This window comes from Micromonospora sp. NPDC048040 (assembly GCF_055587185.1).
In genome coordinates this window covers 86,246-106,027 of sequence record NZ_JBVJGT010000020.1, presented here as the reverse complement: position 1 = coordinate 106,027, position 19,782 = coordinate 86,246, and the positions used below count along the sequence as shown (strand labels likewise).

Below are 19,782 nucleotides of genomic sequence, written 5' to 3'. Positions count from 1 at the left end.
GCCCGCCGTGCCCGGCGCAGGGATCAAGCCTGACCGCCCGGAGCCGGGCACGGCGGGCCACACCCCCACCACGACCGCACGGCAAGACAACACCCCACCCCAACCAAGGAAGGCACAGCGCCGGAAGAACGCGCCGCCGCAGACACAACCGGCCGGCCCCCTGAAATCGGGACCGGCCGGTCGGGTCATGCGGTTGTCACACGGTCGTCACCAGAGCTGGGCGACGATGTCCGCCGCCTGCTCCTCCCACTGCGCGTACGCGAACGGGTAGGCCGAGACCTGCACCGTCTGTGCGGCGGAGGTCAGCGGCAGGTCCTGCCAGCCGCCGACGTTCTTGAGCGCCTCGAAGAACGCCCGCGAGGCGTACTCGGGGTCGGTGATCTGGTCGGGCGAACCCCAACCCGACGACGGGCGCTGCTGGAACAGGCCCTGCGAGTCGTGGTCGTTGTACGCGCCCAGGTGGCCGAGGTTGTAGAGCTTCGACTCCTGCAGCGACGTCGCGATGCCGATGACGGCGCCCCGCTCACCCACGCCGGTCTCCTTGGCCTCCTCGATGATGGCCTTGGCGTTGGCGAGCTGCGCGTCGTCGAGCGGGATGCGCGACTGGGCGCCCTGCACGCCGTGCGGGATCAGCTCGTCCCGGGCGGGCTTGTCGGCGACCGGCTTGGCCGTCTCGCCGCCGGTGGTCAGGGCCGACTCCTCGGTGGGGGCCGACTTGCCCTGGCCGGTGGCCTGCTCGATCGCGGCCACGGCGCCCTCGTGCGGCGTGCTGGTGACAGGTGCGGCCACGGCTGTCGGCCCGAATGCCAGGCCGCCGAGGGCGGCGACACCCACGACGCTCAGCGCGATCTTGCGGTTCGAGTCCTTCGAGTCCTTCGCGATGGCCGGGAGCCACCGAGTGAAGTCGTACTTCACGATGGTTGCCCTTTCGGTCAGGCGAAGCGCTCCGTGCTGAGCGCTCCTCGGGGGAACTTCCGCGCCGGAGGAGGTTTCGGTTCCGGCGGTACGGGGGACACAACCAGCTTGACCTGTCGGGCATTCCGGATATGAGCCGGTGGTGGCGTGCTGCGGTCCCCGTCACTCGACACGTGGGACGGGCGAGCACATTCCCCTGCGTCGACGCGCGGAAAGGATGAACCGGACGATCGACCCAGGCCGGCCGAGTCCGGGCCGGGACAGCCGGGACACGCTCACCGCGAGGCCGGACCGGTGAGGGCTGGCACGGTGCCGGACCGGACCGGCTCAGGCGGCGTGGGGCGCGCCGAACCGGACGAGGACGTGCCAGAGCTGCTTGAGGTGCTGGAGGGTGACCTCGGCCGGCCCCCGGTCGGCCCAGCGGGACGGCTCGGTGACCACGGAGACCGCCGCGCGCCCGATCAGGGCGGCGTCGACCAGTTCGCCCGGCCGGGCGAACTCGGCATGCACCCGGGCGGCCAGCGGGGGGATGGCCGGCCCCCGGAAGTCGGGGTCGATCCGGTCGACGGGAAGCGCGAAGCCGGCGTGCCAGTGCAGGGCGACGCCGTGCCGACGGGCCAGCGCGTCGAGGGTCTCGCCGGCCTCGGTGCCCCGGAAGGACGGGTCCAGGACCACCGCCTCCACGTCCCGGGCCAGGCTCAACTCCCCGTGGATCTGGGCCTCGATGTAGTCGTCGAGGGCGCGACCCGCGGCGCCGGCGGCCCAGGCGGCGTCCTCGCGGCGGCGCAGCAGCGCCCGGACCAGGGCCACCACGTCCCCCGGCACGCCCAGGGTGACCCCGGTGCCGTCGGTCGCCGCGAGCAGGGCCGCCAGCACCGGCTCGAAGACGTCGACGGTGCCCAGGTCGCGGGGGCCCAGGTGACTGTCGCCGAAGCAGAACGTCGCCCGGGCGAGCACCTCGGGGCGCAGCCGCAGGTGGCAGGAGCCGAACCGGGGGCTGGCACCGTCCGGGTGGTCGAGCAGGTTCAGGCCGCCGTACTTCGGCCGGTCCGTCGGGGGTACGCCGGGCACCTGGTAGGCGCCGCCGAAGAGGGTCTCCTCCCAGCGGTCCCGGTCGCCCCCGGGGAAGGCGGTCAGCCCGCCGTTGGAGATGCCGGTCTCGAACTGGCTGCGGTAGACGCCCTCGGCGGCGAGGGCCGACGCGACCGTACGCCCGTCGGCGCTCAGCCGGTCCGGGTGGAAGTTGAGGGTGAGGCGACCGTGCCGGCCGACCGCGGCGATCAGGCGCTCCGGCCGGTGGGTCACGCCCGAGCCCGCGAGTGCGCGGGCGATGGCGGCCAGGGCTGCGGGGCGGTCGCGTAGCGCCGTCGCGCGGACGTGCCCGATCGCCGCGCGCTGGGCGGGGGTCAGTGCCGCGTCGACGGCGGCCGGGCCGACGGTGGGGTGCACGGCTGCGAATACTTCCCGCGCGCGGGCCGCGACGCACCCGAATTTCGGTGCCGGCCGGAGCAGCGTCGTGCGGCGGCGGCAGCCGGTCACCGACCTGCCGGCCCCGGCCGATTCCGGTTCCGCCCTTCCGCCCGCGCCGTCGTTGCCGGCCACGCTCCGAACGGACCGAGGAGTCCTTTTCGGTTACTCCTCGCGCGCCCGGTCGGTGCCGAAGCCGTCGAGGGTCGCCCGCTCGTCCGCGCCGAGCAGTTCCTGGAAGAGCGTGATCTGCAGGCCGGCCGGGGCGTCGAGGCGCGAGTTGAGCGACTGCCACGGGGTCACGGTCGGCGGGGCGATCTCGGTGGCGCCGGCGGAGACCAGGCGGCGGGTGGCGGACCGGCTGTCGTCCACCTCGAACGCCACCCTGATCTTGGGGGCGACCTGCCGCCCGACCTCGACCTCGTCGATCATCCGCTTCTGCGCCGGGTTGGCGATCTCCAGCGTCGCCCGGCCGGCGTCGAGGATCACCACCCGCGCGTCGCCCTCCCCCGTGAAGGCGGCCTGCTCGGGCAGGCCCAACGCGTCACGGAAGAACACGACCGCCGCCTCGTAGTCCTCGGCCTCCACGACCAGACGAAGCTGGCGTACGGCGGGTGGGCGGCCGGCGTCGTCCGTCGTCATGCCGGCAGAGCCTAGTCGGTCACGGTGCGCCGGGCGCCTACGGTTCACCCGCTGGGTCGGTACCGAAACCGGGGATTACAGTGGGAACGCCGACCGGAAGGCAGGGAATTGACTGTTGGTGCGGTGGTCGACCAGGCCGCCCTGGGGGACCACGTCTGGTGGGCCGACGACGACGAGACCGACGCGCTCGCCGCCGTCGGCCGCTTCGTCACTCCCGGTCCCCGCCACGGTCGGGCCGCGGCCGACTCCCTGGACACGTCGGGCCCGTCCCCGGTGGGACCGGCGGCATGACCGGGCCGGGCGGCACAGCGGGCGATTTCGTGCACGAGGGCCTCTTCTACCGCGACCCGGACGAGCTGTTGGCGGGCACGGTGCCGTTCATCACCGGCGGGTTGGCCGCCGCAGAACCGGTGCTGGTCGCGATGCCCGGCGCCAACCTGTGGCTGGTCCGCGCCGCGGTCGGCGCGATGGACGGCGTGCGCTGGGCGGACATGACCGAGGCCGGCCGGAACCCGGGGCGGATCATCCCGTGGGTGTTGCAGGCGTTCATCGACGAGCACGCCGGCCGGCGCGTGCGGATCATCGGCGAGCCGATCTGGGCCGGGCGCAGCGACACCGAGTATCCGGCCTGCGCCCAGCACGAAGCGCTGATCAACATGGCGTTCGCCGGCCGTGACGCCACCATCCTCTGCCCGTACGACGTGGCGGGCCTCGACGACGACGTGCTGGCCGACGCGCGCGCCACGCACCCGGTGCTCGTCGACGACGCGGGGCGGCGGTCGAGCGGGGCGTACGCCCCGTCGGAGGTGGTCGCCCGCTACAACATCCCGTTGCCGGCACCGGCGGAACCGGTCGCGGCACTGGCCTACCAGGTCGACAGCCTGCCCGCCGTGCGCGCGTTCGTCGCCGGCCACGGCCAGGTCGCCGGGCTGGACGAGGACCGGGTGGCCGACCTGCAGATCGCGGTGACCGAGCTGGCCACGAACAGCATCGCGCACGCCGGGGGCGCGGGCGTGCTGCGGGTCTGGCGGACCGCCGAGCACCTGGTCTGCGAGATCCACGACGACGGCCGGCTGGCCGACCCGCTGGCCGGCCGGTTGACTCCGGCGAAGGACGGCGTCGGCGGTCGAGGCCTGGTGATCGTGCAGGCGCTCTGCGACCTGGTCCGGGTGTACAGCACCGCCGTCGGCACGACGGTCCGCCTGCACATCCGCCGCCCGCTCTGACCGGCGCCGACGCTCCTCCCCCGCCCGCCGGGTGGGCCGCGTCGCCCGGACCGGGCCGGCGGGTCCGGTCCGGGCGACGGGCCGACCGTGGCCGGCCCGCCGGCCCGCGCGCTCAGTGCCCTCGGGCCAGCCACTCGTCCAGGTGCGGGGCCTCCGCGCCGACGGTGGTGCTGTCGCCGTGCCCGGTGTGCACCACCGTCTCGGGCGGCAGGATGAGCAGCCGGTCCCGGATCGAGGCGACGATCGTGCCGAAGTCGCTGTACGAGCGCCCCGTGGCGCCGGGCCCGCCGGCGAAGAGCGTGTCGCCGGTGAACACCACGCCGAGCGCCGGGGCGTGGAAGCTGCACGCGCCGGGGCTGTGGCCGGGGGTGTGCAGGACGGTCAGCGCGACCCCGGCCACCTCGACGGTCTGCCCGTCGCGCAGCTCCCCGCCCGGCGCCTCGTCCGGGTGCACCATGTCCCACAGCACCCGGTCGGCGGGGTGCAGCAGCACCGGCGCGCCGGTGGCCCGGGCCAGCGCCGGGGCCACCCGGACGTGGTCGTCGTGGGCGTGGGTGGCGAGGACGGCGCGTACCCGCCGGTCGCCGACGGCTGCCAGGATCGCGTCGACGTCGTGCGGGGCGTCGACGACGACGCACTCGGTGTCGTCGCCGACGATCCAGACGTTGTTGTCCACGTCGAAGGTCTGGCCGTCGAGGGAGAACGTGCCGGAGGTGACGGCGTGGTCGATGCGGGCCGCCATCAGAGGACCACCACCGAGCGGAGCACGTCGCCTCGGTGCATCCGGGCGAACGCCTCCTCGACCCCGTCCAGCGCGATCTCCTCGGTGACGAACGCGTCCAGGTCGAGGCGGCCCTGCAGGTAGAGCTCGGTGAGCATCGGGAAGTCCCGGCTGGGCAGGCAGTCGCCGTACCAGCTCGACTTCAGCGAGCCCCCGCGGCCGAACACGTCCAGCAGCGGCACGTTGACCGTCATCTCCGGCGTCGGCACGCCCACCAGCACCACCGTGCCGGCCAGGTCGCGGGCGTAGAAGGCCTGCTTCCAGGTCTCCGGGCGGCCCACCGCGTCGATCACCACGTCGGCACCGAAGCCGCCGGTCGCGGCGCGGATCGCCTCGACCACGTCGTCCTCGCGGGCGTTCACGGTGTGCGTGGCGCCGAACCTGCGGGCCCAGTCGAGCTTGCGGGGGTCGGTGTCCACCGCGATGATCGTCGTCGCGCCGGCCAGCGCCGCGCCGGCGACCGCCGCGTCCCCGACGCCGCCACAGCCGATCACGGCCACCGAGTCGCCCCGGGTGACCCCGCCGGTGTTCATGGCGGCGCCGAGACCGGCCATCACGCCGCAACCGAGCAGCCCGACGGCGGCGGGCCGGGCGGCCGGGTCCACCTTCGTGCACTGGCCGGCGTGGACCAGCGTCTTCTCGGCGAAGGCGCCGATGCCGAGTGCCGGGGCGAGTTCGGTGCCGTCGGTCAGGGTCATCTTCTGGGACGCGTTGTGGGTGGCGAAGCAGTACCACGGTCGGCCCCGGCGGCAGGCGCGGCACACCCCGCAGACGGCCCGCCAGTTGAGCACCACGAAGTCGCCGGGCGCGACGCTGTCGACGCCGGCCCCGACCTCCTCGACGATGCCGGCGGCCTCGTGCCCGAGCAGGAACGGGTAGTCGTCGTTGATGCCGCCCTCGCGGTAGTGCAGGTCGGTGTGGCAGACCCCGCAGGACAGGATCCGCACGACCGCCTCGCCGGGCCCCGGGTCCGGCACCACGATCGTCGTCACCTCGACCGGCGCGCCCTTGCTGCGGGAGATGACTCCCCTGACCTGTTGGCTCACGATTTCCTCCTGCTCCACGCCGGCGCGCCGCGCCGCCGTCATCCAGGGTGCGCTGCGACGGCACCGTGGGGTGACGTCCTCTCGGCGACGCTACCGCTGATCATCCGTCGTCCCAACGCCAGGTCGGGCGGTTATCGCCTCGTGGGCGGGGTAGGCGGAGGCACGGTTCGACGGTGGGACGGGAGTGCGCCATGAAGGTCAGTCATCTGCCGCTGCGGGTCAGCACCGGCGCGTTCATCCTCAACTCCGGCCTCGGCAAGCGGAGCCTGGAGGGGGAGGCCGCGCAGGGCATGCACGGGATGGCCGTCGGCGCCATCCCGCAGCTCGGGCAGCTCGATCCGAACCGGTTCGCCCGGCTGCTCTCCCGGGCCGAGGTCGCCCTGGGCGCGGCGCTGCTCGCGCCGTTCGTCCCGTCGGCGCTCGCGGGGCTGGGGCTGGCCGCGTTCGGCGCGGGTCTGGTGCAGCTCTACCTCAAGACGCCGGGGATGCGCGAGCCCGGCAGCCTGAAGCCCACCCAGCAGGGCATCGGCCTGGCCAAGGACGTCTGGCTGCTCGGGGCCGGCCTGACCCTGGTGCTCGACGACCTGACCCTCCGCCGCCGGCTCCGCCGACGGTGAGGCGGGCCGGGGCCCGGCGCCGGGCCCGGCCGCGCCGGACTCAGGGCGTGGCCGGGGTACGCGCCCGCGCGGCGGCCTCCCGGCGGGCGGCGTTGCGGTAGCGCAGGACCTGCACCGCGCCGAGCGCCCAGAGGGCGTACTGAACGGCGAAGGCCCAGCGGAAGGCGGCCAGGTCCGGGGCGGCCCGACCGGCCGGCGTGGCCAGGTCGAGCACCACGCCGACGGCCAGCACCAGCACGATGGAGGCGAGGAAGCCCCCGACGTTGACCACGCCGCTGGCGCTGCCGATCCGGTTGACCGGGTTGGCGGTGCGCGCGTAGTCGAAGCCGATCATGGAGCCGGGACCGTTGACGGCCAGCACCAGCACCAGCGTGACCAGCAGCCAGCCCGGCGCGCGTCCCGGCCAGGCCAGCACGACGGCCCAGACCGCGGCGGTGGCGCCGGTGATCACGAAGACCAGCACCGACCGGTGGAACGGGTGCCGGGCGCACAGGTGCGCGATCACCGGCCCGGTCAGGAACATGGCGACGGTCATCAGGGTGAGCAGCGACGCGGCGGCCGTCGGGCTGAGTCCCTGTCCCTGCACCAGGAACGGGTACCCCCAGAGCAGGGCGAACACGGAGCCGGAGAACTGGGTGACGAAGTGCGTCCAGAGGCCCAGCCGGGTGCCCGGCTCGGCCCAGGCGGCCCGCAGCTTCCGGCGCACGGCGGCGAGGTCGGGTGCCGGGCCGGGGGCGGTCTCCCCGTGCGGGGTGTCCCGGACGGCAACCACGATCATCAGGAGCACCGTCGCCCCCACCGCCGCGACGGCGAGGAAGGCGGGAGTCCAGCCGGCCCGGTGCAGCAGCGCCACCAGCGGTACGGCGCCGAGGATCGCCCCGAGCTGCCCGAGCGTCCCGGTGAGCTGGGTCATCATCGGGTTGCGTCGCCCCGGGAACCAGAACGCCACGATCCGCAGCACGCTGATGAAGGTCATCGCGTCGCCGAGCCCGACCAGGACGCGGGCGGCCACGGCGAGGCGCACGTCGGTGGCGAGGGCGAAGCAGACCTGCCCGGCGACCATCAGCGCGCCGCCGGCGATGAGCAGCCGCCGGGAGCCGAACCGGTCGAGCAGCACGCCGACCGGCACCTGCATCAGCGCGTACACGGCGAGCTGGGCGACGGAGAAGGTGGCCAGCACCGAGGAGTTGATCTCGAAGCGGTGCGCCGCGTCGACCCCGGTGACGCCCAGCGAGCTGCGGTGGAACACTGCGGCCACGTACGCGCTCACCGCCACGCCCCAGACCAGCGCGGCGGCACGGCGCGGCGCGACCGGCGCGGGCGCCGGGGTGGTCAGGACGGTCACGGCAGCGTCCGCAGCACGTCCGCGGCCTTGTCGATGTGCGCGGCGACGGCGGCGAGCCAGGACCCGGGGTCGTCGGAGTCGAGCGCGGCGAGCTGGGCGGCGTGCTCGGCCAGTGCCGTCTCGGCCCAGCCGGGCGAGAGCCGGAAGCTGGCCTCCCCCATCCGCAGCTGCCGGTCGCGCAGCCGCTGGTACAGCTCGGCGAGGATCTCGTTGCCGGCCGCGTCGACCACGATGGCGTGGAAGGCGCGGTCGGCCTCCATCAGCGTGGTCACGTCACCGGCGGCGTGCGCGGCGCGCATCTCGGCCAGCCGGGCGGCGAGCCCCTCCCGCAGCGCCGCCCGGCGGGGCCAGATCCGCTCGGCGGCGTGCAGCTCGACCAGTCGCCGCGCCTCGATCACGTCGGTGATCTCCCGGGCCGAGACCGGACGGATCAGCGCGCCCCGCTTGGGGTAGAGCTTGACCAGCCCCTCGGCCTCCAGGCGCAGCAGCGCCTCCCGGACCGGCGTGCGGGACACGCCGGCGGCCTCGGCGATCTCCCCCTCGCTGACCAGCGAACCGCCCGGGTGGATCTGCTCCAGGATCGCCCGCTTGAGGTGGCGGTAGGCGCGTTCGGCGGCCGACGGCGCGGCGACCCGCCCGGACGGAGAGGGATGCGTCATGTATCTATGATGCGCCCCTGGCATCGACGCGATCGATCGCCCGCCCTCCGGGTGGCGCACGCCACGGTCGGCGCGGGCAACGGGCAGGCCGGGCGGTCGGCGCGGGCCCCCGTCGGGCGGGCCGTCAGCGCGGGTGGAGGGCCAGCAGCCCGTCGGGGTCCATGTCGAACCCGGAGACGAACGGCGGGCCGAAGCCGCCCAGCAGGTCCGCGAGCCAGCGGGCGTCCCCGGGCGCGGCCCGCTCCAGCCGCATCCGGCGCATCCGCACCGGGGCCGCCCGCAGCCGACGCAGCGCCCCGGTCGCCGCGTCGAGGGTGGGCAGCCAGAGCAGCCGCAGCTCCGGCCGGTACGCCTCCTGCCCGCCGATCCCCTCGTAGTCGTCGACCAGGTCACCGCAGCCGTAGAGGACCAGCCGGTCGCGGTACACCTCGACCGGTCGCGGGTGGTGCGACGAGTGCCCGTGCACCACGTCCACCCCCGCGTCGACCAGCCGGTGGGCGAAGTCGACGTGCTCGGGCGGCACGTCGTACCCCCAGTTGGAGCCCCAGTGCACGGAGACCAGCACCCGGTCTCCCGGGCCGGCCACGGCGGCGATCCGGCCGGCCAGCGCGTCGGCCGACGCGGCGGAGACCTCCGGCAGGTACGCCACCCCGGGCGCGTCGGCGGTGGCCGCCCAGGGCGGGGGCACGCCGCTGGACGGGGCGGCCACCGACCAGACCAGCAGGCGGCGGCCCGCGGCGAGCGGCACCCGGGCGGGCGCCCAGGCCGACGCCTCGTCGCGGCCGGCGCCGGCGGTGACGATGCCCGTGTCGGCCAGCGCGTCGAGGGTGTCGGTGAGGCCGACCTCGCCGAAGTCGAGGGTGTGGTTGTTGGCCAGCGCGCAGACGTCGAGCCGGGCCGCGGCAAGGCAGGGCAGGTTCGCCGGGTGCATCCGGTAGTGGATCGCCTTGGCCGGGGCGTGTGCGCCCCGGCCCGTCACCGCCGTCTCCAGGTTGACCACCCGCACGTCCGGCCGCAGCGCGTCGAGCAGGTCGAGCGCCTCGCCCCACGGCCAGGCCGGCGGCGCCGGGCGCGGGACCGGGCCGGCGGCGGCCTCGGCCAGGCCGACGTAGTCCCGCGCGTCCCGGACGGCGGGTTCACGCAGCTCGGGCGGACCCGGTGCGGGCAGGATCGCGTCCACGCCCCGGCCGGTCATCACGTCGCCGCCGAGGAAGAGGGTCACGTCGGACATCCCGTCTGCCTTCCCCGCGGGGCCCTGCACTCACCTGTCGCCGGCCGGCGATCGACAGCCGACGGTGGACGTTTCTCACCGGTACCCGAACAGCCGGTGTCGCGGACTCAGGGGCGCCGGCCGGAGGGAATGATCTTCCACGCGGTCAGGGCGGCCAGGAGGAGCAGGGCCGCGGCGACGAGCGAGGTGATCTGCATGCCGTGGGCGAAGGCGTCGCGGGCGGCGGCCAGGATCAGGCTGCCCTGCTCGCCGGTGCCGGCCAGCGCCGGAGTGCCGGCGGCCAGCGACTCGGTAACGGCCTCGCGGGTGGATTCCCCGAGTGCGGACAGGTCGGGCAGGCCGGCGCGGTACAGCACGGTGTGCAGGGTGCCGAGCAGGGCGATGCCCAGCGCGACGCCCAGCTCGTAGGACATCTCCGAGATCGCCGAGGCGGCGCCGGCGCGTTCGCGGGACACCGTGCTCAGGATCGCGTCGGTGGAGGCGGTGAACGCGATCCCGATCCCCAGCCCGATCACGACGAGCCCCACGGCCAGGCCGGTGTATCCGGTGGCACCCTCGGCCACTGCCAGCACCCCCAGGCCCGCCGCGGTCACGAGCAGGGAGGCGGCGAGGGCGCGACCCACGCCGAGCCGGGTGATGACGCGGACGGCGACGACGGCCACGGCGATGGAGGCCAGGGTGGCGGGCAGCTCCCGCAGCCCGGCCTGCAGGGGCGAGTAGCCGCGGACCAGCTGCAGGTACTGCGAGAAGAAGAACAGCAGCCCGCTGAAGGCGAAGATCGCGACCAGCGAGGCGAGGACGGTGCCGGTGAACGCGCGCCGGGCGAAGAGGGTGACGTCCACCAGCGGCGCGCGCAGGGTGCGCTGGCGGCGCACGAACACCACCGCGGCGCCCACGCCGAGCGCGGCGGCGAGCAGGCCGGCCGGGTCGACGCCGGTCTTGGCGATGTGCTTGACCGCCCACACCGGCGGCACGATCGCAGCGACCGACAGCGCGGCGCCGAGCAGGTCGAAGCGTCCGGGGTCGGGGTTGCGCGATTCGGGCACCAGCCGCGCGACGCTGATCAGCACCAACAGCATGATCGGCAGGTTGATGACGAACACCGACCCCCACCAGTAGTGCTCCAGCAGAGCACCACCGACCAGCGGGCCCAGGGCCGCGCCACCGGCGGCGCCGGCCGACCACACCGCGATCGCGCGGGTGCGCTGGGCCGGGTCGGTGAACAGGTTGCGCACGAGCGACAGGGTCGAGGGCATCAACGTCGCGCCCGCCACGCCGAGCAGAACGCGGGCGGCGATCAGCCAGCCCGCGGTCGGCGCGAAGGCCGCCAGCAGCGAGGCGGCGCCGAAACCGGCGACGCCGAACAGCAGCAGCCGCTTGCGGCCGATGCGGTCGGCCAGGGTGCCCATGCTGATCAGCAGGCCGGCCAGGGCGAAGGAATAGACGTCACCGATCCACAGCACCTCGGCAGAGGTGGCGCCCAGGTCGGCGGTCAAGGCCGGCATCGCCAGCGCCAACACGGTGCCGTCGACGGCCAGCAGGGTCACCGCCAGGGTCAGCGCCGCCAGCGCGGCCCACTGCCGCGCTCCGGCGCGGGCCAGGCGCGCGGGCGTGTCCGGCCCGGCGGGAGTGGCGCCGACCGGCGGAGAGGGCATCGCGGACGTCATGCTCCCACGTTACCGACCATTTGGTCTGCTGAGCAAACCGTATGGTCGGCTCGTAGGATCGGCACAGCGGCGACAGCCGTTTCGCCGCCGGGACGAGCAGGGAGACGTGGTGCGAGGTCGAGAACGCGACACCGTCAGAACCCGCAGGATGGTGCTGGACGCCGCGGCGAAGGTCGTCGGCACGCACGGGTCCGGCGCCAGCGTGGACGCAATCGCCCGGCAGGCCGGGGTCTCCAAGGGCGGCCTGCTGCACCACTTCCGCTCCCGCGACCAGTTGCTCCTCGCCCTGGCCGAGGACCTCGCCGAGCAGTTCGCCGCCGCGGTGCACGCGGCGGTCGACCCGCGGGACCACGCTCCCGGGCGCCTGGTGCGCGGCTACGTCAACGCCACCTTCGACGACCTGATCGACGGAACCAGTGTCCCCGAGCAGGTCGTGCTGGCCGCCGCCCTGTCCACCGTCCCCGGCGTCGCCGAGGTGCTGCAACGCGACAAGCAACGGTGGAACGAGGCATTCGACGCCGACGGGCTGCACCCGCAACGAGCCCTGCTCATCGTCCGCGCCGCGGACGGGGTAGCGACCGCGGGCCTGTACGAAGGCGGCACCGACCCCGAGGAACTGCGACGCACACGGCAACTGCTGCTGGCCCTCAGCCGCCAGGAAGGGCCCCTCGCAGACCTGTGAGCCGGAGCACCGCCGCACCGATTCCTGCCGACACCGCGGGTGGCCGAGCACGCCCGCCCTAGCGGCGGACGGCCTGCACCACGACGCCGTCGAGGCGCCCGGGACGGGCGGGCCTGTCCGCCCCGGGCCGGGCCGTCAGCCCGCCTCCGCGACCGCCGGCCGGTCTCCGGCGGGCGGGACCGCGCCCACGGGCCGGGCGTGGTCGCCGGACGCTACGGCGGCGTCCGTTCCCGCCGTGGACCAGAAGTCGACGAGCAGGCGGTGGAACTCCTCGGCGCACTCGATCTGCGGCATGTGCCCGCAGTTCCGGAACAGGTGGGTGCGGGCCCTGGGCAGCCGCGCCCGGGCGGCGTCGAGGTGCGACGCCGGAAGGATCAGGTCCCGGTCGCCCCAGACGACGAAGGTGGGGATGTCCAGCCGCTCCACCTCCGACAGCAGCTCCTCCCGCCACTGCGCGCTCACGCCCCGGAACGTGCCGAGGTGGTGGGCGGTCTCCAGCATCACCCGGGCCGCGTACGGCAGGCGGGCGACCTCCAGGGCGTACGCGACGCGTTCGGCGGTGGCGAAGGCCGGGTCGTGGAACAGGGACAGCTCGGCGCGGCGGGCGGCCCACCGGCTGGGCCGCAGCAGCAGCCGGCCCAGCGGGCGCAACGCGAGCAGGCGCAGCGCGATGGTCACCTCCCGGCCGAAGCCGGCGCTGTTGACCAGCGTCAGGCTGGCCACCCTGGCCGGCTCGGACGCCGCGAGGCGCATGGCGATCGCGCCGCCGAGGGAGTTGCCGACCACGTGCGCGGGCCCGTCGACGCCGACGGCGTCGAGGTAGCGGCCGACGAAGCCGGCGAGCGCCGGCAGGGTGCAGGGCTGGACCATCGGCAGCGAGCCGCCGTAGCCGGGCAGGTCGACGCTGTGCACCCGGAACCGGTCGGCGAGCAGCTCGTGCAGCTCGGTGAAGTCGCGCAGGGTGCGGCCGATGCCGTGCAGCAGCACCACCGGGGGCCCGTCGCCGTCGACGCGGTGGCACACCCGCCGGCCGTCGACGGTGACGTGCCGGGGCCGGCGCGCGGCCGGGGCGGTCACGCCGGCTCCCCGGCCGGGTCGGCCACGGGGGCCGCCTCGGATCGCCGTTGCGCCGGGACGGACGGCGTGGCCGTGGCGCGGCGTGCGGGACCGCCCGCCACCCGGTCGAGCCCGAACGCCAGGACCCGGTGGTACGACGCCGGCGCCACCCGGGCCAGCAGGTCGGGCAGCTTCGCCGACCAGCCGATCAGCACCCGGCCCCGGCGGCGTTCCACCCCGCGCAGGATCACCTCGGCGGCCTTGGCGGGATCGATGGTGAGCAGCCGCTCGAACTGCCGGCGGCCCGTCTCGAACTCCTCGACGGAGACGCCGCTGCCCACCCGGGCGTTTTGCGCGATCCGGGTGCGGATGCCGCCCGGGTGCACGGAGGTCACCCCGATCCCGTCGTCGGCCAGCTCGTGGCGCAGCGCCTCGGTGAAGCCGCGGACGGCGAACTTGCTGGCCGAGTAGGCGGCCTGCCCGGCCGGGGCGATGACCCCGAAGATGCTGGAGACGTTGACCAGGTGCGCGCCGGGCTCCGCCCGCAGCGTGGACAGCAGGGCGTGGGTCAGCTGCACCACGGCCCGGAAGTTGACGTCGACGACCCAGCTGAACTCGTCGAGGGTCACCTGGTCGAACCGGCCGCCCAGCGCCACCCCGGCGTTGTTGACCAGCAGCCGGACCGCCGGATGCCGCTGCCGGACCTCCTCGGCCACCCGCGCCGTCGCGGCGGCGTCCGCCAGGTCGACCAGGTAGGTGGTGACCTGCCGGTCGGGGTGCGCGGCGCGGACGGCCGCGACCACGGCGTCGAGCCGCCCGGCGTCGCGGTCGAGCAGCACCAGGTCGCTGCCCCGGCGGGCCAGCCCGTGGGCGAGGGCCTCGCCGATCCCGCTGGCGGCGCCCGTGACGACTGCCGTGCCGCCCGTGAAGACGAACCTACGCACGGACGGTCCTCCTTTCCGGTGTGCCGGCGGGGGAGAACCGCACGCCGGAGTCGGTGAGTCGGCCGTGCCGCATCAGCAGCACGTCCCGGGGGTAGTTCTGGTACAGCCGCCACGGCGCCCGGTCGCCCTGCTTCGGCAGGGCGTCGACGCTGCGCAGCACGTACCCGGCCGTCAGGTCGATTATGGGCCGCAACTCGCCGCCGGGGGGCGGCAGCGGGGTGACGACCTGCTGGCCGGTGCGGTCCAGGTGCCGCAGCAGCCGGCAGACGTAGGTGGCCACCAGGTCGGCCTTGAGCGTCCACGAGGCGTTGGTGTAGCCGATGGTCATCGCGAAGTTCGGCACCCCGGAGAGCATCATGCCCTTGTAGGCGACGGTGCCGGCCACGTCGACCTCGGCGCCGTCCACGGCCAGGGTCATGCCGCCGAGGGCGAGCAGGTTGAGCCCGGTGGCGGTGACCACGACGTCGGCCGCCAACTCCGCGCCGGAGGAGAGCCGGACGCCCCGCTCGGTGAAGGTGTCGACGGTGTCGGTGACCACCGACGCCCGGCCCCTGCTCACCGCGGTGAACAGGTCGCCGTCGGGCACCACGCACAGCCGCTGGTCCCACGGGTCGTAGCGGGGCGAGAAGTGCCGGTCGACGTCGTAGCCGGCCGGCAGCCGGCCCCGGGCGGCGCGCAGCAGCAGCTTCCTCACCAGGGCGGGGGCGCGCCGGCTGAGCTGGAAGTTGGCGGTGGCGAGCAGGACGTTCTTCCAGCGCACCACCGGATACGCGGCCTTCGCCGGCAGCCAGCGCCGCAGCGCGTCGGCGACGACGTCGCGCGAGGGCAGCGCCATGACGTACGTGGGTGAGCGCTGGAGCATGGTCACGTGGGCGGCGCGCTCGGCCATCGCGGGCACCAGGGTCACCGCCGTGGCGCCGCTGCCGATCACCACCACCCGCTTGCCGGCGTGGTCGAGATCCTCGGGCCAGTGCTGCGGGTGCACGATCCGCCCCGCGTACCGCTCCGTGCCGGGGAACTGCGGGGCGTAGCCGGCGTCGTAGCGGTAGTAGCCCGAGCAGGTGAACAGGAACGAGCAGGTCAACTCGACCGTCTCGGCGGTGTCGTCGCGGTGGGCGTGCACCGTCCAGCGGGCCCGCCCGCTGTCCCACTCGGCGCGCACGACGCGGTGCCGGAAGCGGATGTGGTCGGTGACGCCGTACTCCTGGGCGGTCCGGCGGACGTAGTCGCGGATGGTGTCGCCGTCGGCGATGGCCTTCGCGTCCGTCCACGGCCGGAACGAGTAGCCGAGGGTGAACATGTCGGAGTCGGAGCGGACGCCGGGGTAGCGGAACAGGTCCCAGGTGCCGCCGATCGCGTCGCGGGCCTCCAGCACCGCGTACGTCTTCTCCGGACAGTGGCGGCGCAGGTGGCAGGCGGCGCCGACGCCGGACAGGCCGGCACCGACGATGAGCACGTCGACGTGGTCGATGGCCGTCTCGCCTCCCCCGTCCGCGGATGTGACACCGGACACTAGACACGGCCGCCGACGCCAGTCAACACCCTGTCGAGTCCCGTCGACACGGTGTCGATCCGGTGTAGAGTCGTCGGCCATGACGCCCGCCCGTACGGCCGCCGGGAACGCCATCGCGCGCGGACGCCGCGGGGCGCGGTCGGCGGGGGACGAACGCGAGTCGGCCATCCTGGCCACCGCCGAGCGGCTGCTGCGGCAGCGGGCCGTCGCCGACGTCTCCGTCGACGACCTGGCGCGGGGCGCGGGCATCTCCCGGCCCACCTTCTACTTCTACTTCCCCTCGAAGGACGCGGTGCTGCTGACGCTGCTGGACCGGGTCACCGAGGAGGCCGACGCCGCAGCCGGTGACGTGCTGGAGCGGCTGGCCGAGGATCCGCGGGCGCGCTGGCGGGAGCTGATCGACCGGTTCCACGAGACGTTCGGCGCCCACCGGGCGGTGGTGCTGGCCTGCGCCCAGGTGCGCGGCACCAACGCCGAGGTGCGGCGGCTGTGGGCGAGCGTGCTGGAACGCTGGGTGCAGGCGATCGAGACCGCGATCGAGGCCGAGCGCCGCCGCGGCGCGGCCCCCGACGGCGTGCCGGCCCGCGACCTGGCCATCGCGCTCAACTCGATGAACGAGCGCGTCTGGTACGCCACGTTCGCCGGCGACGGGCCGGCGGTGGCCGAGCGGGACGTGGTCGACGTGCTGCTCGACGTCTGGCTGGCCGCGATCTACCGCAGCACCGCTCCCCCGCCGGCCTGACCCCGCCGGGCGGCGTTCCTGAGGTGGTCGAATGCGACGTCCGATCGCCGCCAGCAACGGCCGGCCGGGAACGTGCAGAGTCGGGGCGGGAGGCGCGGCGCCCGTCACGCCCTCGACGAAAGGTGGACGTGTGCACGTGGTTCCCGGCCTGAAGGTGCTCTACTTCGGAACTCCGGTGGTCCTGGTCAGCTCGCGCAACCCGGACGGCACGGCGAATCTCGCGCCGATGTCGTCGGCGTGGTGGCTGGGGCAGCAGGCCATGCTCGGGCTCGGCGACAGCGGCCGGACCACCGCCAACCTGCTGCGCGAACGCGAGTGCGTGCTCAACCTGCCGTCCTCGGCGATGGTCGACGCGGTCGACCGGATCGCGCTCACCACGGGCCGGCCGGACGTGCCGGCGTACAAGCTGCGCCAGGGCTACCGGTACGAGCCGGACAAGTTCGCCCTGGCCGGGCTGACCGCGCAGCCCTCGGAGCTGGTCCGGGCACCCCGGGTCGCGGAGTGCCCGGTCCAGCTGGAGTGCCGGGTGATCGCGGCTCACCCCTTCGCCGGGGCCGACGTGCGGGCCACCGCCTTCCAGGTCGAGGTGCTGCGCGCGTACGTCGAGGAGGAACTGGTCATCCCCGGGACGAGCCACGTGGACCCGCTGCGCTGGGACCCGCTGATCATGAAGTTCTGCGAGTTCTTCGGCGGCGGGCACAACGTGCACCCGTCCCGGCTCGCCGAGGGCTGGGACATGCCCCACCGGCTCGGCGTCGCCGCCGGTTGAGCCCGCCGGGCCCGGTCAGCCGCCCGGCCTCCGGGTGAAGTCCATCGTCCAGTTGGTCTCCCAGGTGCGCCCGCCGTCGATGGAGAACGCCTGCTCCCAGCGGCAGGAGGTCGCGGTGACGCCCGACCAGACGAACCGGCACCGGATCGGCCGGCCCTCGTCGACGTCGTCGCCGAAGAACGTGCCGACGCCGTCGGTGAACCGGCCCACCACCGGCGGCAGCTCCAGCACCCCGCGCCGGCTGTTCATCCAGTAGATCGACCAGGTGCCGGCCGCCGGGTCGAGGAGCCGCACGGTGGCGCCGGAGAAGCCCCGGGTGGGAAAGGTGATCTCGTCGAAGCTGCCGGCGCCGCCGAAGAAGCCGCGGGCCACGGAGACGCCGGGAAACTCGTCCCAGTCGTCGCTGCCGACGTGCCGCTCGCGCAGGCGCCGGTTGGCCACGTCCCACGTGCCGACGAAGAAGTCGAAGTCGCCCATCAGCGGCCCACCGGCCCCTCGGCGCGGGTGTCGGCGAGCCAGCCGGCGAGGTCCGGGCGCTCCGGCGCCAGCACGTGCCGGGCCCAGGCGGCCCGCTCGTGTTCCAGCACGCCCAGCTCCCAGACGCAGCCCGCCCACGGCCGGTCCAGGTCGACGAAGCGGGTGGGGTCGTCGTCCGGGCAGTTCAGGGCGGGCTGGCCGGCCGCCGCGATGCGCACCTCGACCACGTTGTCCCAGACCCAGCTGTACGCCAGCAGGTACGCCCCCGTGTCGGCGCCCCGGTGCAGCACCACCCAGCCCGCCGACGGGGTGTCGTCGCCGTCGCGGGCCGGCAGCAGGCGGGGCAGCACCGCGTACGCGGCCCGTTCCACCTCCGGCTCGATCCGCCGCTCCGGCTGGTCGACGTGGTAGCGCTTGAGTTGACGGCCGGCGACCGTGAGAGGTCCCGGCGCCCGCAGTTCCTTGTCGCGAAATGCCATGCCGGGACGGTACGGACACTTCACTGACAGCTAGTGTCAGCGGAGTGCGGGCCAGTCGACTCCTCTCCCTGATGATGCTGCTCCAGGCCCACGGGCGGATGACCGCGGCGCAGCTCGCCGAGCGGCTGGAGGTGTCCACCCGCACCGTCTACCGGGACGTCGAGTCGCTGCACGCGGCTGGCATCCCGCTCTACGGCGAGGCGGGGCACGCCGGCGGCTACCAGCTCGTCGAGGGCTGGCGTACGCGGCTGACCGGGCTGACCGCGCAGGAGGCGGAGCGACTCTTCCTCGCCGGCCTGCCCGGGCCCGCCGCGGAGCTGGGTTACGGGGCGGCGGTGGCCGCGCTCCAGCTCAAGCTGCACGCCGCGCTCCCGCCCGAGCTGGCCGACCGGGCCGCGCGAATCCAGGAACGGTTCCACCTGGACACCCCCAACTGGTACGCCGACGGCGACGCCTCGCCGCACCTGCCGGAGGTGGCCGAGGCGGTCTGGCGGCAGCGGCGGATCGCGGTGCGCTATCGGAGCTGGGCCGGGGCGGTCGACCGGGTGCTGGAGCCCTACGGGCTGGTCCTCAAGGGCGGCCGGTGGTACGCGGTCGCCGCCCGACGCGGCCGGGACGAGCCGGCCACCTACCGCGTCAACCAGGTCCTGTCGCTGACCACCCTGGACGAGGGGTTCGCCCGGCCGGCCGGGTTCGACCTGCCCGCCTGGTGGCGGGCGCACGTGGTGCGGTTCCGGGCCCACCTGCACCGCGACGACGCCACGGTCCGGCTCTCCGCACGGGGCCGGGAGCGGCTCCGGGAGATCGCCAGCGAGCTGGTGGCGGCGGCCGTCGACGCCACCGCCGGGCCACCCGACGAGGCCGGCTGGGTGACGGCCGTCATCCCGATCGAGTCGCTCACCCACGCGCACGGCGACCTGCTGCGGCTCGGCGCGGAGGTCGAGGTGCTGGCCCCGGCCGCGCTGCGCGAGCGGCTCGCCGCCACCGCCGCCGACCTCGCCGCCCTCTACGCCCCGCGCCCCGTTCCCGAGGTGTCGTCGTCGCCCTCCTGACCTTCCGACCGCGCCCGGCGGCCCGACAACGGCGCGGCGGGGAGCCCGACAGGCCCCGCCGCGACGGCAATCCGACACCCTGCGGCGATCCTTCGACCACTCGGCGTATTGCCTGCCGGTCGGTGGAGTCGTTGAGTGGGCAGGGGACGGCTTCGACCGCCGCGTCAGCAGGCCCGGGAGGCGATCGTGGGGCTCATCCAGATCGAGGGCACGGCCGAGGTGCTGCGCGGGCTGCGCGGCATGGCCGGGCTCGACCTGATCGACCCGAGCGCCGCGTCACTGGGCGCGGACCGCTACCGCATCTCGGCGTACGCGCCGGAGGAGCTGATCCCCGAGTTGGAGGCGCGCGGCGCCCAGGTGCGGGTGATGATGTCGTCCGGCCAGTTCGACGCCTTCCATGCCGAGGTCGCGCAGCACCTCGCCCCACCACCGGAGGCGTCGGCCCCGCCGGAGAGCACCGGGGAGCGCTGAG

At 74.7% G+C, this 19,782-nt stretch carries 22 protein-coding genes; 8 read left to right on the top strand and 14 right to left on the bottom strand.

Annotated features, from left to right (window positions below):
* Positions 1–207: 207 nt before the first annotated feature.
* The 3 genes from ACZ6O2_RS20360 to ACZ6O2_RS20350 all read right to left on the bottom strand — a co-directional run bounded on the left by ACZ6O2_RS20360 (position 208) and on the right by ACZ6O2_RS20350 (position 3,024).
* Positions 208–915 (bottom strand): hypothetical protein, encoded by a 708-nt coding sequence (locus ACZ6O2_RS20360; protein WP_350708351.1) that lies wholly within the window; start codon positions 913–915, stop codon positions 208–210.
* A 327-nt stretch (positions 916–1,242) separates the two neighbouring features.
* Positions 1,243–2,364: a DUF3626 domain-containing protein gene (locus ACZ6O2_RS20355; protein ID WP_466023910.1), complete on the bottom strand. Its 1,122-nt coding sequence runs from the start codon at positions 2,362–2,364 to the stop codon at positions 1,243–1,245.
* A gap of 183 nt (positions 2,365–2,547) precedes the next feature.
* Positions 2,548–3,024 (bottom strand): VOC family protein, encoded by a 477-nt coding sequence (locus ACZ6O2_RS20350; protein WP_350708347.1) that lies wholly within the window; start codon positions 3,022–3,024, stop codon positions 2,548–2,550.
* Positions 3,025–3,132: 108 nt separating this feature from the next.
* Between ACZ6O2_RS20350 and ACZ6O2_RS20345 the strand changes: the two genes are divergently transcribed.
* Positions 3,133–3,315, top strand: coding sequence for a hypothetical protein (locus tag ACZ6O2_RS20345; RefSeq protein WP_466023909.1), 183 nt, complete (start codon positions 3,133–3,135; stop codon positions 3,313–3,315).
* A complete protein-coding gene (locus tag ACZ6O2_RS20340; RefSeq protein WP_466023908.1) occupies positions 3,312–4,250 on the top strand; it encodes an anti-sigma factor RsbA family regulatory protein in 939 nt (312 codons plus the stop codon). Before ACZ6O2_RS20345 ends, ACZ6O2_RS20340 begins: the two co-directional genes overlap by 4 nt.
* Positions 4,251–4,362: 112 nt before the next feature.
* Here the strand turns inward: ACZ6O2_RS20340 and ACZ6O2_RS20335 are convergent, their stop codons facing one another.
* Entirely contained in the window at positions 4,363–4,992 is a 630-nt protein-coding gene (locus ACZ6O2_RS20335; RefSeq protein WP_466023907.1) for an MBL fold metallo-hydrolase, read from the bottom strand.
* Positions 4,992–6,077 (bottom strand): S-(hydroxymethyl)mycothiol dehydrogenase, encoded by a 1,086-nt coding sequence (locus ACZ6O2_RS20330; protein ID WP_466023906.1) that lies wholly within the window; start codon positions 6,075–6,077, stop codon positions 4,992–4,994. Before ACZ6O2_RS20330 ends, ACZ6O2_RS20335 begins: the two co-directional genes overlap by 1 nt.
* A 191-nt stretch (positions 6,078–6,268) precedes the next feature.
* Here ACZ6O2_RS20330 and ACZ6O2_RS20325 point away from each other — a divergent pair, with 191 nt between their 5' ends.
* On the top strand, positions 6,269–6,694 hold the full coding sequence (locus ACZ6O2_RS20325; RefSeq protein ID WP_350708337.1) for a hypothetical protein: 426 nt from the start codon (positions 6,269–6,271) through the stop codon (positions 6,692–6,694).
* Positions 6,695–6,734: 40 nt separating this feature from the next.
* Here the strand turns inward: ACZ6O2_RS20325 and ACZ6O2_RS20320 are convergent, their stop codons facing one another.
* From ACZ6O2_RS20320 to ACZ6O2_RS20305, 4 genes are all read right to left on the bottom strand, one after another.
* Positions 6,735–8,039, bottom strand: coding sequence for an MFS transporter (locus ACZ6O2_RS20320; RefSeq protein WP_350708335.1), 1,305 nt, complete (start codon positions 8,037–8,039; stop codon positions 6,735–6,737).
* Positions 8,036–8,698 carry a GntR family transcriptional regulator gene (locus tag ACZ6O2_RS20315; RefSeq protein ID WP_466023905.1) on the bottom strand — a complete coding sequence of 221 codons (663 nt, stop codon included), beginning with the start codon at positions 8,696–8,698 and terminating at the stop codon, positions 8,036–8,038. The genes ACZ6O2_RS20320 and ACZ6O2_RS20315 overlap by 4 nt, the downstream gene beginning before the upstream one ends.
* A gap of 124 nt (positions 8,699–8,822) precedes the next feature.
* Positions 8,823–9,929 (bottom strand): CapA family protein, encoded by a 1,107-nt coding sequence (locus ACZ6O2_RS20310; RefSeq protein WP_466023904.1) that lies wholly within the window; start codon positions 9,927–9,929, stop codon positions 8,823–8,825.
* 107 nt (positions 9,930–10,036) lie between these two features.
* Positions 10,037–11,596 (bottom strand): MFS transporter, encoded by a 1,560-nt coding sequence (locus tag ACZ6O2_RS20305; RefSeq protein ID WP_466023903.1) that lies wholly within the window; start codon positions 11,594–11,596, stop codon positions 10,037–10,039.
* A gap of 148 nt (positions 11,597–11,744) precedes the next feature.
* Here ACZ6O2_RS20305 and ACZ6O2_RS20300 point away from each other — a divergent pair, with 148 nt between their 5' ends.
* Positions 11,745–12,278: a TetR/AcrR family transcriptional regulator gene (locus tag ACZ6O2_RS20300; protein WP_350708327.1), complete on the top strand. Its 534-nt coding sequence runs from the start codon at positions 11,745–11,747 to the stop codon at positions 12,276–12,278.
* A 135-nt stretch (positions 12,279–12,413) separates the two neighbouring features.
* Here ACZ6O2_RS20300 and ACZ6O2_RS20295 read toward each other — a convergent pair whose 3' ends face one another.
* Genes ACZ6O2_RS20295 through ACZ6O2_RS20285 form a run of 3 tightly spaced genes read right to left on the bottom strand, consistent with a single transcriptional unit; the run spans position 12,414 to position 15,749 of the window.
* Positions 12,414–13,355 carry an alpha/beta fold hydrolase gene (locus ACZ6O2_RS20295; RefSeq protein WP_466023902.1) on the bottom strand — a complete coding sequence of 314 codons (942 nt, stop codon included), beginning with the start codon at positions 13,353–13,355 and terminating at the stop codon, positions 12,414–12,416.
* Entirely contained in the window at positions 13,352–14,278 is a 927-nt protein-coding gene (locus ACZ6O2_RS20290) for an SDR family NAD(P)-dependent oxidoreductase (protein ID WP_466023901.1), read from the bottom strand. Before ACZ6O2_RS20290 ends, ACZ6O2_RS20295 begins: the two co-directional genes overlap by 4 nt.
* Complete coding sequence (locus tag ACZ6O2_RS20285) at positions 14,271–15,749, bottom strand: flavin-containing monooxygenase (protein WP_466023918.1); 1,479 nt, start codon at positions 15,747–15,749, stop codon at positions 14,271–14,273. Before ACZ6O2_RS20285 ends, ACZ6O2_RS20290 begins: the two co-directional genes overlap by 8 nt.
* 121 nt (positions 15,750–15,870) lie before the next feature.
* Between ACZ6O2_RS20285 and ACZ6O2_RS20280 the strand changes: the two genes are divergently transcribed.
* Together ACZ6O2_RS20280 and ACZ6O2_RS20275 are read left to right on the top strand one after the other, a co-directional pair.
* Positions 15,871–16,533: a TetR/AcrR family transcriptional regulator gene (locus ACZ6O2_RS20280; protein WP_350708322.1), complete on the top strand. Its 663-nt coding sequence runs from the start codon at positions 15,871–15,873 to the stop codon at positions 16,531–16,533.
* Between the two features lie 130 nt (positions 16,534–16,663).
* The gene (locus ACZ6O2_RS20275; RefSeq protein WP_466023900.1) at positions 16,664–17,302 is read left to right on the top strand and encodes a flavin reductase family protein; all 639 of its coding nucleotides are present in this window, start codon (positions 16,664–16,666) and stop codon (positions 17,300–17,302) included.
* Positions 17,303–17,317: 15 nt separating this feature from the next.
* Here the strand turns inward: ACZ6O2_RS20275 and ACZ6O2_RS20270 are convergent, their stop codons facing one another.
* Complete coding sequence (locus ACZ6O2_RS20270) at positions 17,318–17,779, bottom strand: hypothetical protein (RefSeq protein WP_466023899.1); 462 nt, start codon at positions 17,777–17,779, stop codon at positions 17,318–17,320.
* Entirely contained in the window at positions 17,779–18,258 is a 480-nt protein-coding gene (locus ACZ6O2_RS20265) for a hypothetical protein (RefSeq protein ID WP_350708318.1), read from the bottom strand. The genes ACZ6O2_RS20270 and ACZ6O2_RS20265 overlap by 1 nt, the downstream gene beginning before the upstream one ends.
* 44 nt (positions 18,259–18,302) lie before the next feature.
* On the opposite strand from ACZ6O2_RS20265, the gene ACZ6O2_RS20260 reads away from it, so the two are divergent.
* Complete coding sequence (locus tag ACZ6O2_RS20260; RefSeq protein ID WP_466023898.1) at positions 18,303–19,310, top strand: helix-turn-helix transcriptional regulator; 1,008 nt, start codon at positions 18,303–18,305, stop codon at positions 19,308–19,310.
* A gap of 186 nt (positions 19,311–19,496) precedes the next feature.
* The gene (locus tag ACZ6O2_RS20255; protein ID WP_350708314.1) at positions 19,497–19,781 is read left to right on the top strand and encodes a hypothetical protein; all 285 of its coding nucleotides are present in this window, start codon (positions 19,497–19,499) and stop codon (positions 19,779–19,781) included.
* The last annotated feature ends 1 nt before the right edge of the window (position 19,782 follow it).